Origin of the sequence: Chitinophaga niabensis, from assembly GCF_900129465.1 — a bacterium.
Classification (GTDB): Bacteria; Bacteroidota; Bacteroidia; order Chitinophagales; family Chitinophagaceae; genus Chitinophaga; species Chitinophaga niabensis.
Genome location: NZ_FSRA01000001.1, coordinates 43,574 through 60,533, shown reverse-complemented (window position 1 = coordinate 60,533; position 16,960 = coordinate 43,574). Strand labels below are relative to the sequence as shown.

The following is a 16,960-nucleotide window of genomic DNA, read 5'->3' as shown; positions in this document are numbered from 1 at the left end:
TTGGTTTTATTCTTCAATGATGAACCGCACGGTGCCGCTCACCTTTTTTGATCTGTTCACGGTGCCCTGGTAATTGCCCCAGGAAAGGCTCCAATAGTCCCATTTATCACTGATCACAAGCCATTGCTTTCCATCAGCATCTATATTCATTTTTGCTGCCTGATCTCCTGCTGAGATCACACGGATGCGGCCTTTCTTTTGAGTATTGCCCAGGATAAAGGAATAGATGTTCTCCTTTTTTGCTCTGTATGCTTCGGTACCATCTACTGATGCTTTGCTGTCGTCTGTGGTGCCTGCGAGGTAATAGTCTGTTGTGGATTGCGCAATGTTATAGGAAGGTTTTTCCCGATAGTGCGCCACAGCTCCTGATTTCCTGTCTGCTTTTCCCTGGGTGGCGGAAAGATGCCCCTCCGGATAGGTTGTCCAGTAACCTTCTCTATCCCATTCAATCCTGTTCAGTTCAGCAGATACGGGGATCTTAATCCCTATTTCCCAGGTGTGCCGGGGGATGCTGTCTGCTTCATATTTCACTTCCACCAGGCCGGTTGGAAATAAAGTAACACTTAAGGACACCGGATAGTTGCCTGTTTGCCCTTTTAGATGATAGATGGTCTTATCGCCGGAACGTGTAACGTTTACACCGGAGATCTTCATGTTCTCTGAAAAGTTGCCTGCTGTGTTCTTAAAGGCATTACCTTGTTCAGGTCTGTTGATCGCTACCTCCGGCATGCCAGTCATTACAGGCACTCCATTTATAATGGCCGCAGATAAAGTACCCTGTTCCCCATTCTCATCAATGGTTAGCCTGGCTTTCTGCATTTTTTCCTGCGGGGTATGCCGCGTTCCCCAGGTGATCTTTTCTTCATCTATGAGGTTATTTCTTTCATCAAAGAATTGCAATAGCAGGGATGATTCCCGGTATTGTTTAACGTTGAGACTGATCATACCTTCCTCATGCGGAGCTATGGCAGGAAGCTTTAATGTGGTAGTTTTACCCTCAGCCGTTAATTTACAGCTCACAGCAGAAAGGGATGTGTGATCAAACCTGTTCTTTACGGGTATCTTCAGTACTTCCGCAGTACTAAAATGTGTTTGCAGGATGCGGACAGGAGAATAGGCTTTTTTAGTATTCCAGAATTCTGCTTTTTTCCTGCGCCAGACATCTATAAAACCCCAGGGGCCATATCCGGTTACTTTCGCAGGCGTATGGAAGGTTTCATCGATCATTCCCCAGATGGCGCCACCAATATTTCCACGCACATCGAAACGGTTCAGCCACATGGTGTCCAAACTACGGCCCCAGTAGTCCTTTACGTTCGGATCGTATTTAAGGAGATCTGTATTATAACATGCCACATGTGCCCATTCATCGCCAAGCACGGGATAATCGGGATGAACCATATCTCTCTCTGTGCCGCCCATATCACTCCCCTTTCCGCTGTATACCGGGTAATGCGATACTGCGATATCAAAACAACGTTTACCGTCTTTTAATGCAGTGCCGGGCCATGACCATGATACGGGCCTGCTGGCATCTGTTCTTTTCACAAAATCATACTCCTGCTGGAAATTAGCACCATAGTTACTTTCATTTCCGATGGACCACATGATGATGGCGGCATGATTACGATCCCTGTCTATCATTTCGCTGAGCTGGCCCAGGTAACGGCTGGTATATGCTGTATCGTTCTGGGTGGAGGTATGTTTATTATATTCTCCACCACGATCCTGCCCAACAAAACAGATGGCTGTTTCTTCCTGTACATAAATGCCATAGCGGTCGCAGAATTCAAGAAAATCCTGTGAAGGCGGGTAGTGGGATGTACGGATAAAGTTCAGGTTGGCTTCTTTCGCAAGGATAACATCGAGGCTATCCTGCTGCCTGTTGGTGCTGCGGCCCAGCAATGGATGCATATCATGGCGGCAGGCACCTCTGAGCTTCACAGGTTTCCCATTCACCAGTAATTGTTTATCGTTGCTTATTTCTACCTTTCTAAAACCTATTTGCTGCGTGATCTTTTCAGTGATCTTACCATTCTCTGTAACAGCAACATCCAGCCGGTAAAGCCGGGGTCGTTCTGCCGTCCAGGGTTCCGGGTTGATCAGTTTTGTCCTGGTTCCTCCCTGCGGGAAAGTGATCTTTTTACCATCGGGTGATGTGAGTGTACAGGCTACGGTCACATTTTCTTTCGGCGTGTTCAACAGAATATCCAATGCCAGCTCTCCGTTTTTCAGGTCATCCACCAATGTGGCATGTGCATACAATCTTTGTATATGCACAGATGGGCGCGCAATTAGCTGTACCTCCCGGAGAATGCCTCCGATAGGGTGATGGGCGTATCCGGAGGCAAATGAAATATCATCCAGCCGATCTGTTACTTCCACTTTAAGTTCCGCTTCCTTTCCGGGTTGCACATAAGGTGTGATATCACATTCCCAGGCAGTAAAACCGCCATAATGTTCCCTGATGAAATGGCCATTTACCCATACACGGGCATAACTGTATACGCCATTGAAACGGATAGCCAGTGTTTTACCAGCGGCGTCTGCCGGGATAGTAAGTTTACGGCGGTAATTAAATGGTTGGTCATGTTTTAGTTCTACACCCTGCATAACAGGCTCTCCCGGCACCAGAACCTGTTTCCAGTTATTGGCATCCAGGCTGATCTCCCAGGTACCATTAAGGCTGATCACCGGTTGTTTCATACCACTTACCGCTACAGGCACCGGCGCCAGTGCTTTTCTGCCACCAGCCATATAATCCTGTGCGGGCAGCATGGCGGGAAGACTCAATAAACTTATGATAAACTTCATTTTTTTTATCATGGCATCTTTACAGTTACGGTTCCTTTAATACTTTTTCTTCTGATGTTGATCTTACCATCTGCATGTGGTGTTCCATAAAATGGTTCTGATCCGTTATTACTATAATCTGCTATCAGCCATTGCACTCCTTCGTCCTGCAGCCAGCTGCGGGAAGCCTGTTTACCATCTGAGATCACTTCAAGGCCGTTGCCCTTTGCATCTGTGAGTGTTACCTGCCGTATAAAGTGTTTAGTGGAACGAAAATCATTTGATCCCAGTTCATTGGCATCATCCTTCCATGGCCATACGGGCACAACACCATGTTCTTCCACTGCGTTCAGTTGTTTCGCATTCAGCCTGGCTGCTCCTTTATTACGCGCAATGTCTGATGCGGCGTAAACAGAGAATTCCCCCTTTCGTTCCCATTGCAGGCGATCGAACCTGCGTGGCAATTGCATAAGCAGGCCGTACTGATAAGGAATGGAATCATTACCCCTGTAATTCACTTCGTATGTTGTTACAAGTTCTCCTGATGTGTTAAACAGGTATGACTGTTGTGCCCTGCCGGTAGTATAGGTTACATTCATGCTGATCTTTACCCCCGCTGCATCTTTGCTTATTTTGAGGTCCTTTGAAAAAAGCGTGTACTGGGGATATGTTTTCAGCGGATAAATATTGTTCTGGTATGTTTCGCCAGCTACATTCGGTTTACCACCATCTTCACTGTTCATTGGCACTACGCAGAACACAGGGCCTTACGTCATTAATGTATCTGTGCCTTTTCGCACACTTTCAATTACACCCCTGATCTTATTGATCGTGTAGGTGATTGGCCCTTGTTTTACAAAGATAGCTCCGTCGTTCTCAGACCAGGAAACCTCCCAGTTACGTTGTTCCTTTTCCTTTGCCTCAGGCTCTCCGAACACTTCTTCATTCGCCACAAAACCACGGGGGTCATTGAAAACAAGATGTGCTTTTTTAGGTACACGTAAAATTCCATTCTCCGCCGTCAATGGTTTACCATTTGCCGTGATCTTTATATCCTTTAACGAAATAAAGTCGTATCTGTTCACTATACCTACTTCCAGGTGATCTCCTGCCTCTTTTACGGAGGTGATCTTCACCGGGGCATATGCTTTTTTCATACCTGCATATTCCGGCTTGGGCCTTCTCCACCCATCTATTGGCCCCCAGGGACCATATCCCACAATACGTCCGTCCGGCAGATGAAATATATCATCTATGCCACTCCAGATGGCACCTCCAAGACAACCTTTATAGTGGTGGATGGAATCATAAAAAGTGACCAGCGGTGCGTTATATGCGCTGCGTACGCCGGGATCTGTGATCAACTCTCTGCGATTGTAACAGGAAAGATGCGCGTATTCGCCAAACAGCACAGGCCGTTCAGATGCTGCGGCCGCTGCAGGCCCATTGATATCAGGATAATGGTACACGGCAATATCTGCTTTACTGCCGGCATTATTAAAACCTCCCCAGCATTGATCATGAAAGGTAGTGGGCCTTCCCGGATCTGTTTTCTTTACAAACGTATTCACCTTTTCCCATAAAGGGCTCCAGCGCGATTCGTTGCCCAGTGACCAGATAATAACAGAGGGATGGTTCTTCCCCATCATGATATTATCTGCATTGGCTTGTATCATCAGGGGCAGGAATTTTTCATCCTGGTAATTCCATAATCTCCAGATGGGAGAAGCCCCGTGTTCTATCCAGGTGAGGGCGGCTTCACTTTCTACAAAAAGCCCCAGCTCATCTGCTGCCTGCAGGAATTCTTCCGAGGGTGGATAGTGAGAGGTACGGATATAGTTGCAATTAGCATCACGGAATAAGATGGCATCCTGCCTATGCAGTTCGGGCGCAATACTTCTGCCGCTAAGTGGATGTACTTCGTGCCTGTTCACCCCACGGAGTTTAACAGGCCTTCCATTCACCAGTAATTCATTTCCTTTAATGGTCACCTGCCGGAAACCTGTTTGCTGTTTTGCGGACTGAACAGGTTGCCCGTTCCGCAATAGTTCCACCTGCAATTCATACAGGTAAGGCTGTTCCGGATTCCATTGGTGTGGTGCACGTATGGGCAGCGGCTGTTCATGGTTCACTGTACTTTGCGCTGCTACTGTGTATTGAGAGGTCTTTTGCTGCAGCACGATCTTCCCTTCCCGGTCTTTCAGGATGAACCGGTAAGCCACGGCAGCATTACCTGCAGATTCATTGGCAATGACTGTACGCACCTGTAATGATGCATTCCTGTATTGTTTGTCAAACACGGTATTGACAGTGATATCTGCAAGGTTCACCGGCGGCAGGGCAAACATGCTCACTTTGCGTAAGATCCCCCCAACAGTGTGTGCAGCGTATTGTGAAGTGCAGGCGAGGCGGTCACTGATCGTTCCAGCCTGTACAGCCACTTCCAGTATGTTGTTATTTTCCTTGAGCGCATTGGTGATATCCATTTCAAAAGGCACAAAGCCGCCTTCATGTTCACCTACTTTTACGTTGTTCACTTTTACAATGGCATGGGAGCTTACTGCATCAAAGCGTAACTTCACCTGCTGTCCCTTCCATTCCACCGGTATTTCCAGTGAACGTTTATATACAGCTGTTTCTCCTTCATTTATTGTAAAACCCTGCATTACCCATTCTCCCGGTACATTGATCTGGTATTGTTCCTGGAAATTCCATTTGCCGTTCAGCGATACTACATGATCCGGCCGGGGAGATAAACGTTGGGTTTGTGCATGGGCGGACAGGTATAGCAAAGCAAACAGTATGATCATTGCTTGTTTACGCATAATTACATAATTCCATATTTTTCAAATGCATCCCCTGCGCTCATACCTTCCAGTATTTTCTGCTGCACCATCTTTTCTCCTCTTGCTTTCTCGACAGCTCTTGTGAACACTTCTTTTTCTGCTGCACGCGGGATAATACAAACACCATCCATATCCCCCAGTACAATATCTCCCGGCATGATGCGCACACCCCTGATCTCCAGCGGCACCCTGAAATCTATTACTTTTCCCCGTGGTGCCTGGTCCTGCGCATAGCGGCCATAGGAGAAAGTAGGGAAGTCCAGTTGCAAAATGCCTTTTGTATCTCTTGAATAACCATCTACTACGGCCCCTGCTGCTCCCAGCTTCATTGCCCGGGTGCTCATGAGCTCTCCCCATAATGCGTAGGAAGGGGAAGCTCCTGTGCAAATGTAGACCTCATTATTCTTCAGATCGTCCAGCGCTTCCAGCATAAGGCCAAATGGCTTCTTTAAAATTGGGTTCTGACCTTCTTCTGCATGTTCTGTGAATACATCTGCTTCCAATACGGTCATGGCACGCCCCACTACAAACATATCCGTATGGAGTGGCTGTATTTCAGGAGGGAGGAACTGGCAGAGCAACCCCATCTTGTCCATAATATCCCCTACTACGGCTGTATACAATTCATTCCTGGCTATGAAAAACAACTCATCGTCATTTTTCCATAAAGGGCCTGCTACCTTGCCTTCGCTTACTTTTTCCATATATCTTTTCTAGCTTAAAGTAGCGGCAAATTAGATCACTTTAACCCCGGGTTTTATAACGATCCTAACAAAAACATAAGATATATTAACATAAATAGGACATCAAGCACCAACAAATGGCAATAATATTTACCTTGTAGATATGAAAGCAAGATTACTGGATACCGGTTTGCATGCAGACAGGCCATTCCGGGTAAAACTCGTGGATGAGTATTACCTGAACTCCCCCTTTCATTTTCATGATACCTGTGAGATGGTGCTCATAGAGGAAGGATATGGAAAACGGATCGTGGGAGATCATATCGATGACTTTGATAAAGGAGACCTTGTGCTGATGGGGCCTAACCTTCCCCACATCTGGCAGAACGACAATATGTTCTTCCAGAAAAAGAAAGATCACCGGGTAAAGGCAACAGTATTATACTTTGCACCCTCTATGGTACTTAACCTCGTTGCGGGTACAGAAGCCGCCCGGGAGGTGGATATGCTGTTCACCAAAGCCTGCAGGGGGCTTTTGATCAAAAACGATACACACCGGGTATTGTTGAGCAGGCTCCGGGAGATCTCCATAGCGGAGGGATTGAAAAAGGTATCTATACTGCTGGATATCATTGACCTGCTTTGCCATTCCGCAGATTATGACTACCTGGCCAGCGATGGTTATAAAAATGCACTGACAACAAAAGATGCCGGACGCTTTAATGATGTGTACCAGTTCCTGATCACAAACTTTCACCGGGAGATTGCGTTGGATGAAATTGCAGGCGTGGCAAAAATGTCTCCCACGGCTTTTTGCCGGTATTTTAAGGACAGAACGCAAAAGTCTTTTGTAGGGTTCCTGCATGAAATACGTATTTCCCATGCCTGCAAGCTGTTGCGGCAGGACGACCTGTCTATTATGAATATCGCTTTGGAAAGTGGTTATAACAACCTGGTGAACTTCAACAAATGTTTTAAGGGTATCACAAGCCTGAGCCCTTCAGAATACAGAAAGAACCTCCGGAATAAATAAGGTTTATTGCTTATTTTAGTCAAAATCGTCCTCTAAAATAGTAATAAGCTATGAAAATTATCATTACACTGCTCCTTTCCACGTTAGCAGCTTATACTTACGGGCAGCAAAACCCTGATCTTGTTGCTGATAATGCCAAACCCGTGCTGGTATCGAAACAGTTCTCCTTTACAGAAGGGCCTACCCCTGATAAAAAAGGGAATATCTACTTTACAGACCAGCCTAATAACCAGATCTGGAAATACGATACGGATGGCAAGCTCTCTCTCTTCCTGGACAGTGCCGGCCGCTCCAATGGTTTGTACTTCGATAAAAAGGGGAACCTGATTGCCTGTGCGGATGATCACAATGAGCTCTGGTCTATCACTCCTTCCGGTAAAGTAACGGTGATCATGAAAGATTACCAGGGAAAGAAAATGAATGGCCCTAATGACCTCTGGATCACTGCTAAAAATGGCATCTATTTCACCGACCCCTATTACCAGCGTAAATACTGGGAGCGTAAGAAACCGGAGATAGATTCCCAAAGGGTTTACTTCCTGGCACCGGGTAAAAACCAGGCGGTGATGGTGGCTGATAACATTAAAAAGCCTAATGGCATTGTGGGTTCTAAAGATGGCAAAACATTGTATGTGGCAGATATCGGTGATAATAAGGTATATAAATACAAGATCAATAAAGATGGCAGCCTCTCTGATCCGGCGCTCTTCTGCAACAAGGGCGGAGATGGCATCACGCTGGATGAAAAAGGCAATTTGTATATTGCAGGTAATGGTATTTTTGTATTTAATCCAAAAGGAGAACAGATCCTGCATATTGATGTACCAGAAAAATGGACTGCCAATCTTTGCTTCGGCGGAAAGGACAGGAAAACACTTTTTATAACAGCATCTGAAACGGTGTATACCTTACAAATGAAGGTGAAAGGAGTAGAATAATGACGATAGAGAACTTTGAACAACATGTAGAACTTCAGCAACTGCAAAAAGGATTAGCTTTTTACAGCAAAGGATCCGTGCATCACCTGGAAGAAAAACAACCCGGCAATTGGCAGGCAACCATTGCGGGGTCTGAAGTATATCGTGTGAACATTACACTGAAAGAAAAGGAGGTACTGGCAGTTTCCTGTACCTGCCCACATGAGGCATTACATTGCAAACATGTGGTAGGTGTTCTATATGCTATCAAAGGAAGGTCCGGCAAAGTAAATTTTATTGAACTGGTGAACAGTATTCCGGAAGCGGAATTAAGGCAATTCGTTATTGCACATGGCAGTAACTATGAAGGGTTTAAGAACATCCTGCTGGCGCATTTTGCATCCGGCCCTTTATCCGGCAAGGATGCCCTCTAATGCCAGGATACGTTCATATGCTGGTTTGGTAACAAAGATGCCGGTATCCCCTTCTTTCCTTACACCTCTTACAAAGAGATAGATCACACCGCCAAACTGTGTATCATAATCAAATGCCTGGAGACGCGTTTCCAGGTATTTTTTTGCCGCCACCGTATAAAGGAGGTATTGCAGGTGATAATTGTTCTCGTTCAACGCAGCAACCAGGGCTTCCGGTGAATAATCCGGCATAGAGAAACCCAGGTAGTTGGATTTCCAGTCCAGGATATAATACCTTCCGTTATGTTCAAAGAATAAGTCCATTTTCCCATTCATGATCCCTTCCAGTTCTCCGTTATTCAGCTTCACCGCTACGGTGGCAGCTGTATCAGAGAGGTTGTTCAGTTGCGCTGTTTCAAATGCGGCTACAGGGAAATCAAATTCAAACTCAGTGATCCGCCTTCTGGGGGCAACGGAGGATAAAGAGAAAGTTTCTCCTTCGATATTGATCACAGCATTCAATACATGGTCCAGCAGCTGGCGGAGCATGGGCAGATACAATTCCTGCTGGCCTGGTGCAAAACGGCGCACAGCTTCTTCCAGCCATTTACCCCAGCGGGTATCATCTGTAAAATCTACTTTCTCAAATATAAAGTGAAGCAGGTTACCGGTTTTGGCGCCTCTTCTCAGGGTATTGAAAATAAATGTATCGTATTCATTCTCCTGTGGCAGTGCACGTTCTCTCGGAACAATCTCATGTTTTGCCGCCAGCATGGTGTAACTCATTTTCCGCCAGTACTGTTCCTTCAGGCTGAAATGTACCGGAACAGGATTGACACGTGCAGGTGCCGGGATGTTTTCCCTGTAACGGTATCCCGGGGCTGCAGGCGTTTCTGTTTCTGCTTTTATTAAAACATCATCCGGTGTGATGGCTTTCAGGAATTCCAGTAAGGTAGAAACATAATAATGGCTGTTACGGAAGATGTAACATTTATACACTGCGCGGGTGATAGCAACATAGAGCAAACGGCGGTTTTCCTGTTCAGCCTGTTGTTTGTACCACTTCTCCTGATCTTCTGTGAGTTTGCTCTTTTCTGCAGCTACATACTCCCCCGTTTCAGGATCGCGGTAACTCACCAGTTCAATGTTCCTGCTTTCTGCAAAATCCAGGAAGGGAGCCAGTACGATCTTATACTCCAGCCCTTTGCTTTTATGGATGGTAACGATCTTCACGGCTTCTTCATCGCTTTCCACCCGCAGCATGTATTCATCCCCATCTGTAGCCATACCGTCAATGCCGCGCTTTAACCAGGAGATCAGTTCAGCCATGGACAGGTTCTTACGGCTCTGAGCCTGATGCACCAGTTCTATCAGCTGAAAGAGATTGGTCATGATGCGTTCTCCGTTCTCTGATTGTAACAGGATACTCCGTACATCAAAGTCTGCCACAAAATCCATAAGGGCTGTGTAGATACCATCCTGCGTCCAGCGGTTCTTGTAGTTGCTGAACAGGCCTAATGTTGCTTCATCGTCCAGGATCAGGATCTCTGCTACTGCAAGACCGGTGAAAGGAGATAATAATGCACGATTGATAGAAGAACGGTCCGGGTCCGTCATCGCCTCCATCAGGTAGAGCAGGTAAGTAGCTTCTTCTGTTTGTAATACTTTGGCATCGTCTATTGTAACAGCAGGGATGCCTAACCTGGCCAATGCTGCTTTTACGTCCATACCCTGCCTGCGGCTCCTTACGAGGATACCTATATCAGAGGGGCGGATGGGTTCATCTTCTATGCGGTATGATCCTGGCTGCAACAACAGGGCTACCTGTGCGCCTACGGCTTCTACCAGTTGTTCTGTATTGGGTAATTTATAGATAGAAATGGGGGCATCTGCCACATTGTTCTTGTAGAAAAGCCCTTTGGTATTTTGTGCGGGGCTCTCCACTTCCTGGTAATCTATCACATCTTCTTCCCCCTTAAAATAAAAAGTATCGAAGTCTGGTGCAGGGAGAAAGAAGTTGTTCATAGCACTGATGAGCGGAGCGGAAGAACGGTAGTTCCTGTTCATGCTGTACAGGTTGCTTACACCATCCCTGGCTTTGAAATACGTGAAGATGTCTGCCTTGCGCCATGCATAAATGCTTTGTTTGGGATCACCGATATAGAAAAGGATGGTGCCTGCACCATATGCTTTATCAAAGATCTCGAACTGCTGGCGGTCTGTATCCTGGAATTCATCTACGAAAACAGCTTTGTATTTATGCTGCATGGCAGCCATCAATGCAGGGTTATCCCTTTCCACCAATGCGCTGTGCAGGTTACTGATCATATCATCATATCCCAGCAGGTTGTTCCGTTGCTTAAACTCCTGCACTCCGGCAGCCACCTCACTGATCGCAAAACATTGCAGGCGGATGTGAATGGCGTTGCTGATCGCTTTATGGGCTTCTTCTGCCATTTGTGCCTGGTCTGCGAGGTCCAGTACATCCTGGTATAGTTTGGGGATATAGGCGGAAGTTCTCTTCTTCAGCATCTCGCTTAAGAAAGCAGCAGGTGTATCTATTAAGAGCAGCAATGACTTTTTAGCGTAGCCATTGCTTTCACTGAGCGTTTTTAACCGGGCCGCGTGCGTGATAATGTATTCCAGTACTGCAGTGGCCGCTTCTTCTTTCCTCTGAGTGGTTGCCGTTAATTCCGTTATCCATTCATCCTGATCTGCTTCCGTGATGGAATAGTCTTTCGCATCGTCATAACTGAGGTATTTCTTACCGCTCAGGTGTTCTATGGATGCTTTGACGATATTATCCATCAGGTCTTTGCTCCATATATGCTGCAGCAGCTCTACTTTGAGGGTGGTCACATATTTGCGCCAGAACCGCTGTACTTCATCCTCTACGAGTTGCTGCGGATCTTCCAGCATTTCCGCGCCAAAGAGCTGATCTGTTTCAAAGGCGAATTCATTCAGGGTCTGCTGGCAGAAACTGTGGATGGTTAACACAGAGGTCTCATCCAGGAATAGTACTGCTTCTTTCAGCCGCTGTTCTACCTGTTTTGCATCAGAAGCAGCAATTGCCTTTTGCACAAGGCTGGTGATGTTATCATCTTTGATGGCTTTGCCCGTGCTTACTTTATACGCGCTGCGGATAAACAAACGGATCCTTTCTTCCAGTTCTGCTACGGCTGCTTTCGTGAAAGTTACCATCAATACTTCTTTCACAGAAAGCTGCTGCTCCAGTACCAGGCGTAATACCAGTATAGCAATAGAGTATGTTTTGCCCGTTCCGGCGCTGGCCTCTATGAGGTTACTTCCCTCAAGCGTTACCGTGGCCGCATCAAATTCCTTGTATGTATTCTTACTATTCATGATAGCCGGGGAATAATTCTACTAATGGTACGATCAAATGGGTGCAAATGAATTTATAGGATTCCAGCACTGTGGGATCGGCAAATAAACCATCGTTGTATGCTCTTAGGATATAGGGTTCGCTGAATGAGGCAAATCCGCTCAGCTTCCTGTCCACTATCTTTGTAAAGGTCTGGAAATCCAGTTCCTCCACCATCTCTGGTTTGATATCAAAATCAGGAGAGAAGGGTGCGATCAGGTTGAAGCCATCTTTGTAGATACTGATCAGGGTGCTCAGGCGTTGCAGCGCTTCCCGCTGCGTTAAACGTTCTCCTTCATACACGGCTTTTCTTTTAGCACCGGAGATCAGGCATACGCCATTCAATACGCCGGCCGCTGCTCCTGCGAGATAACGGATATATGCTTCCACCAGGTATTTTGCTTCATTCTTTGACCAGGATACCTGTACATACCGGCCATCGTATACCTGCTGAATATTTCCTCTTATAATGCTGTCTCCAATATTCAGCTCCACCGGTACTATCACGGGCTCCTTGCCACGGGTAACATCTTCGAACATGATCCTTACCGGCGCAGCTTTCTCTTCGGCCTGCTGAAGGGCTACTTCTGCCATGTTCTTCAAAGGTAAACCGCCTGTTTTCACCAGGTGCATCCTGAGCATGGGCTTATCTTCTTCCCGTAAAGGCAATAGTTCATTCTTCAATACCCATTCCTGCAAACTGTCCAGGTTGAAGATCTCTGTTTCGTTGAGCAGGATCTGTTCATCGCTGTAATAAATACCCAGTACTTTATTGTAGTATGCTTTAAAAGGGTTCTTGAAGAAACGTACAAGGTCTTCCAGGTCTATCTCTTCAAAGCCGAAGGAACTTATCTCTTTTGTATCATTCGTGATCTTCTTCCGGCCGGCAGACCTGTTATTGAGGTAATTGTACAAACGTTTGTCAGTGCTGTACTTCCGGCTGAAGCTTTGCAGGGGATGTAAAGTAACCAGCTCTTCTCTTACCTCTTCCGGTTCTGTAGTACCGGATGCAATATAATCGATCAGTTCATCTACGAGTGCTGAAGGTGGCATACGTGTATTGTCCTTCACGCTCTGGCCTACATAGCTGATATATAGATACTCTCTTGCAGAGAGGATCGTTTCAAGGAAGAGGTGTTTATCATTCTCTTTCACATTCCGGTCCCCTCGCTGCCGGTCCTTTTCCATGAGGTTGAAGCCTGCGGGTTGTTCCTTCCTGGGAAACTTATCATAGTTAAGGCCCAGTAAAGCCACTACTTTAAAAGGAATACTTCGCATAGGGATCAGCGAACAGAAAGTGATACCACCATTCACAAACAAACCGGAACGGGTATTGCCGGTAAGTGTTTGCAGGAAACTATGGCCAAATACATCAAAGGCAACAGCGTCGCTCATATACTCATTCAGCAGGTTATAATCTGTAAGCTGCTGCATGAGGGCGTTGTAATCCTCATCAATATCTTCCTGCGGTTCGTATACCAGGTTGTGTAATATACTTTCCACATACAATACCCATTCATTGATCGTACGGGCACGTTTTCTTTCTTTCACCGCATCCATCAATACTTCCACAAAATGGCAGAAACGCACCACTTCCTGTGTGGCACTGCCTTCCAGTACATCGATGGGGTAAAAGCTGCCCGCACCTTCCCCATACTCTTCTCCCCCGCTCATGCAAATACCATACATGATCCTTTTAAGACCATACTTCCAGCTGATCAGGTAGGTTTCATCTTCCAGCTCTCCCTCCATCCCAAAACGGATATTAGCAGCATCCACCACTCTCCTGATCAGGGATATATCTTCTATCTGAAACCTGTTGCGGATATAAGAGGAATCCAGCAGCTGCAATACCTCTTCGGCTTTAAAATTTTCTTCTGTCACCTGCAGGATGGCATGAATAGCATTGAAGATGTTATCACTGTCTGCATAACTTTCATCCGCTATCGTATAACGAAACTTATAAGGTGCATTGTTGAATACTGCTTTGATGTAAGGTGCATAACTGTCTATATCGCTTACCATCACTACAATATCCCGTGGTGACAGTGATTCCTTTCTTTTATCTACCAGGTATACCAGGTAATTGTAAAGCACCTCTACTTCTCTTGCTACTGTGTAACAGGTATTGATGGTAACGGAACCATCATGGATATCTTCTGCCGTGACCGGATGCCTGTCTGCCGTAGCACTTACAAATACATCGTGCTGGATCTTATGCAATAAACTATCCGGCACCGGCTCTACGATCTCCTGGTCATCATAGGCATTGATAAAGGCATCGTATTTAAAGAACAGGCCGAAAGTATCCTGCACTACTCTTCCCCAACCAGTGATCAATGGGTTACCTGCTGCTTCGTCTATTAGTTTATCCTTCCAGCGGGCCAGTTGTTTTTCGCTCTTGTCTTCAAACCAATAAACAGCGGGCGCAGGGTTGATGATATGAAAATGTATATCGATGAAAGAAGATACCTCATGCAGGATCTGTACGTGATAGGCAGTGATGATGGATAACCCGAAGAGGTGAACAGTTTTCATCCGTTCACGCAGGGCTTCTCTTTTATGAGGGTCTTTTAAGGCATCCAGGATGTAATGACCTATGACCGTTTTATCCGGCAGGCTATTTTTGGAGGCGATCTTTGCTTTAGCCCAGAGATACTCCTGCCATTCCTTTGTTTGCAAATTCTCATTGTTCCATTCCCGGATCATTTCCGGGCGGTATACCTGGTACTGGTCGAACAGGTCAGCCGCTTTCTCTGCCAGCGCCATGCGTTTCAGGTCTTTATCGGGCCCACTTTTCTCATAATAGGCAGATACTGAAGGGAAACGTTTAATGAATTCTTTTTCTCCCAGCAGCTTAAACAACAGCCAGGTTAGGTTCTGCGCGGAGAGCAATTCTGTAAAAGGCCCTCCCAGCAGGAAATATAACTGATGAATAAGATCGTTGGGTTTCAGAAAGCGACAGTTGGCAGCAATCCCGTGGTGTTCTGCGATCTGCATCTTGAGCCAGTTGTTCATCCCCTCCGTTTGTGTAACAATCAGGTGTGGCTCAAACACACTGTTGCCAGACCTTTGCAGGTCCTGCGAAAGCACTTGTGCCAGGCTTTCCAGCGAATTTGAAACTTTGAGATATAATGCCATCAGCTTTCAATAAATCTTGTTGCGATACCGGATGCTCTTTCTACAAAACGTTGTGCGGCCAGGAGCAATACAGCTTCCGAAGCCTGTACATATACTTTTGACCTGGCCCTTGTAACTGCGGTGTATAATAACTCCCGTGTTAAGATAGCTACTTCCGTTGTTTGCGGAAGTACTACCAGCACTTCGTTAAACTCAGAACCCTGGCTTTTATGAATGGTCATGGCAAATACGGTTTCTGCATCGGTAAGGTATCCGGGCAGTACAGCTTTTAATTCGCCCTGCCCGTCTTCAAACCAGGCCATCAATACCCCGTTTGCATCCGAACGAATAATCCCCGTATCGCCATTGAACAAATTATGCTCGTAATAATTCCTCGTAAGAATAATAGGGCGGTTCTCATAGAACTCCACATTCGCCCTGATCAGTTTTTTATCGTGTAAGTATTTCTCAATAGCTTTATTGACAGCATACAGTCCCTGTTCTCCCTGCCTTACAGCACATAATACGCGCAGGGCATTCATTTTTTTCAGCGCAGGGAGGATGTTCGGTTCAGTGATGAATGCTTCATATCCTGCAATGAACTGTTCGAATAATTCTTTTGAATATACCTGATCTATTACCACCTGTTCGTCAGCGCCGGGTTGCAGGAATTCCAGGATGGCTGCTTTGTCGTTCTTAATAATGGCTTTACTGAATTTCCCGATGCCTTTGTCATCTGAGAAACGGTGGCTTGTTCTTAATTCCACCAGGTGCTGGAAAAGCGGATGTTTGTCATGTTGGCTTTCCTGCTCCGGGGGAAGGTTTGCACCGAACATATTCATTACTTTAATGCGCTGAGGCGTGAACAGGTTAATAGCACCCTGCGCCTGGCAAAGATCTCCAAAGAAACTGCCCGCTTCCACAGAGGCCAGCTGATCCTTATCTCCCAGTAAGATCAGGCGCGTTTTAGGGCCGATGGCATCCAGTAGTTTGGCAAACAGCGCTACGTCTATCATCGAACATTCATCCACGATCACTACGTCGTAGTTGAGTGGGTTGGATGCATTGTGATGAAAATAAGGGCTATCCCGTTTTGATTTCAACAAACGGTGAATAGTACCGGGACTGAGTGATTGAAACTTTTCATTCTTAAAGTTACGGAGGCTTTCCGCCAGCCTGGCAGCGGCTTTACCTGTGGGGGCTGCCAGCACCACTTTCAGAGCAGGATCTATGCCATATAATATGTTCAGGACCTTTGCCACCGTAGTAGTTTTCCCTGTACCGGGGCCGCCGGTAATAATGGTAAAATTATTCAGTACGCCTGTGATAGCTGCGGCGAGTTGCCAATCCGGCGTTATGTTGCCGGATGATGGGAATTGTGTTTTTATAAGGTCTGCATGTTCTTCCAGTTGCGCCAGCCTTTCTTCTTCCAACACTTTCTCCGTTTCCAGGAACTGGTAAATGCGGCGGAGGAAGGTGGTTTCGTAACGAAAGTATCTTTGCAGGTACAGCCTGTCCTGAAACAGCACAAAAGGCTGATCATCCTTCCCATCTTTTGCTACCAGCCTGACTGTATCCAATGCCGCTGCACCCGGTACCATATTTGCGCAGTAGGCAGGTAATTCTTCCGACTGGCCCTGCAGATCATCCAGGTGCAAACAGATATGTCCCTCGCTGATCTTTTTGGATAAGAGATAAGCATAAGGCTTTAAGACGGGGATATCAAAATATTCTGCGAACTGTTGATGAACGTCGTTTATGGTGAACATATTC

The 16,960-nt window shown here is 46.2% G+C and carries 10 protein-coding genes; 3 read left to right on the top strand and 7 right to left on the bottom strand.

What is annotated here, in order from left to right:
- Nucleotides 1–6 precede the first annotated feature (6 nt).
- The 4 genes from BUR42_RS00250 to BUR42_RS00235 are packed head-to-tail and all read right to left on the bottom strand — an operon-like array spanning nt 7 to nt 6,343.
- Nucleotides 7–2,814, bottom strand: coding sequence for a glycoside hydrolase family 2 protein (locus BUR42_RS00250; RefSeq protein WP_159442183.1), 2,808 nt, complete (start codon nt 2,812–2,814; stop codon nt 7–9).
- 8 nt (nt 2,815–2,822) lie between these two features.
- Entirely contained in the window at nt 2,823–3,536 is a 714-nt protein-coding gene (locus BUR42_RS00245; RefSeq protein ID WP_074237110.1) for a hypothetical protein, read from the bottom strand.
- Between the two features lie 24 nt (nt 3,537–3,560).
- Nucleotides 3,561–5,618 carry a glycoside hydrolase family 2 protein gene (locus BUR42_RS00240; RefSeq protein ID WP_074237109.1) on the bottom strand — a complete coding sequence of 686 codons (2,058 nt, stop codon included), beginning with the start codon at nt 5,616–5,618 and terminating at the stop codon, nt 3,561–3,563.
- A gap of 2 nt (nt 5,619–5,620) precedes the next feature.
- Nucleotides 5,621–6,343 carry an RraA family protein gene (locus BUR42_RS00235; RefSeq protein ID WP_074237107.1) on the bottom strand — a complete coding sequence of 241 codons (723 nt, stop codon included), beginning with the start codon at nt 6,341–6,343 and terminating at the stop codon, nt 5,621–5,623.
- A 142-nt stretch (nt 6,344–6,485) separates the two neighbouring features.
- On the opposite strand from BUR42_RS00235, the gene BUR42_RS00230 reads away from it, so the two are divergent.
- From BUR42_RS00230 to BUR42_RS00220, 3 genes are read left to right on the top strand one after another with little or no spacing between them, the layout of a single operon-like run.
- On the top strand, nt 6,486–7,355 hold the full coding sequence (locus BUR42_RS00230; RefSeq protein ID WP_074237105.1) for an AraC family transcriptional regulator: 870 nt from the start codon (nt 6,486–6,488) through the stop codon (nt 7,353–7,355).
- A 50-nt stretch (nt 7,356–7,405) separates the two neighbouring features.
- A complete protein-coding gene (locus BUR42_RS00225; RefSeq protein WP_074237103.1) occupies nt 7,406–8,293 on the top strand; it encodes an SMP-30/gluconolactonase/LRE family protein in 888 nt (295 codons plus the stop codon).
- Nucleotides 8,293–8,706 (top strand): SWIM zinc finger family protein, encoded by a 414-nt coding sequence (locus tag BUR42_RS00220; RefSeq protein ID WP_074237101.1) that lies wholly within the window; start codon nt 8,293–8,295, stop codon nt 8,704–8,706. Before BUR42_RS00225 ends, BUR42_RS00220 begins: the two co-directional genes overlap by 1 nt.
- Here the strand turns inward: BUR42_RS00220 and BUR42_RS00215 are convergent.
- The 3 genes from BUR42_RS00215 to recD are packed head-to-tail and all read right to left on the bottom strand — an operon-like array spanning nt 8,683 to nt 16,956.
- Nucleotides 8,683–12,048: a UvrD-helicase domain-containing protein gene (locus BUR42_RS00215; RefSeq protein WP_074237099.1), complete on the bottom strand. Its 3,366-nt coding sequence runs from the start codon at nt 12,046–12,048 to the stop codon at nt 8,683–8,685. The genes BUR42_RS00220 and BUR42_RS00215 overlap by 24 nt on opposite strands.
- Nucleotides 12,041–15,208, bottom strand: coding sequence for an exodeoxyribonuclease V subunit gamma (gene recC / locus BUR42_RS00210; protein WP_074237097.1), 3,168 nt, complete (start codon nt 15,206–15,208; stop codon nt 12,041–12,043). The genes BUR42_RS00215 and recC overlap by 8 nt, the downstream gene beginning before the upstream one ends.
- Complete coding sequence (recD, locus tag BUR42_RS00205; protein WP_074237095.1) at nt 15,208–16,956, bottom strand: exodeoxyribonuclease V subunit alpha; 1,749 nt, start codon at nt 16,954–16,956, stop codon at nt 15,208–15,210. The genes recC and recD overlap by 1 nt, the downstream gene beginning before the upstream one ends.
- Between the last annotated feature and the right edge of the window lie 4 nt (nt 16,957–16,960).

Bases quoted from the DNA above. Each gene is read 5' to 3' on its own strand.
- BUR42_RS00235 (WP_074237107.1), bottom strand. From the start codon at position 6,343: ATGGAAAAAGTAAGCGAAGGCAAGGTAGCAGGCCCTTTATGGAAAAAT.
- BUR42_RS00215 (WP_074237099.1), bottom strand. From the start codon at position 12,048: ATGAATAGTAAGAATACATACAAGGAATTTGATGCGGCCACGGTAACG.
- BUR42_RS00245 (WP_074237110.1), bottom strand. From the start codon at position 3,536: ATGAACAGTGAAGATGGTGGTAAACCGAATGTAGCTGGCGAAACATAC.
- BUR42_RS00250 (WP_159442183.1), bottom strand. From the start codon at position 2,814: ATGAAGTTTATCATAAGTTTATTGAGTCTTCCCGCCATGCTGCCCGCA.
- BUR42_RS00220 (WP_074237101.1), top strand. From the start codon at position 8,293: ATGACGATAGAGAACTTTGAACAACATGTAGAACTTCAGCAACTGCAA.
- BUR42_RS00230 (WP_074237105.1), top strand. From the start codon at position 6,486: ATGAAAGCAAGATTACTGGATACCGGTTTGCATGCAGACAGGCCATTC.
- recD (WP_074237095.1), bottom strand. From the start codon at position 16,956: ATGTTCACCATAAACGACGTTCATCAACAGTTCGCAGAATATTTTGAT.
- BUR42_RS00225 (WP_074237103.1), top strand. From the start codon at position 7,406: ATGAAAATTATCATTACACTGCTCCTTTCCACGTTAGCAGCTTATACT.
- BUR42_RS00240 (WP_074237109.1), bottom strand. From the start codon at position 5,618: ATGCGTAAACAAGCAATGATCATACTGTTTGCTTTGCTATACCTGTCC.
- recC (WP_074237097.1), bottom strand. From the start codon at position 15,208: ATGGCATTATATCTCAAAGTTTCAAATTCGCTGGAAAGCCTGGCACAA.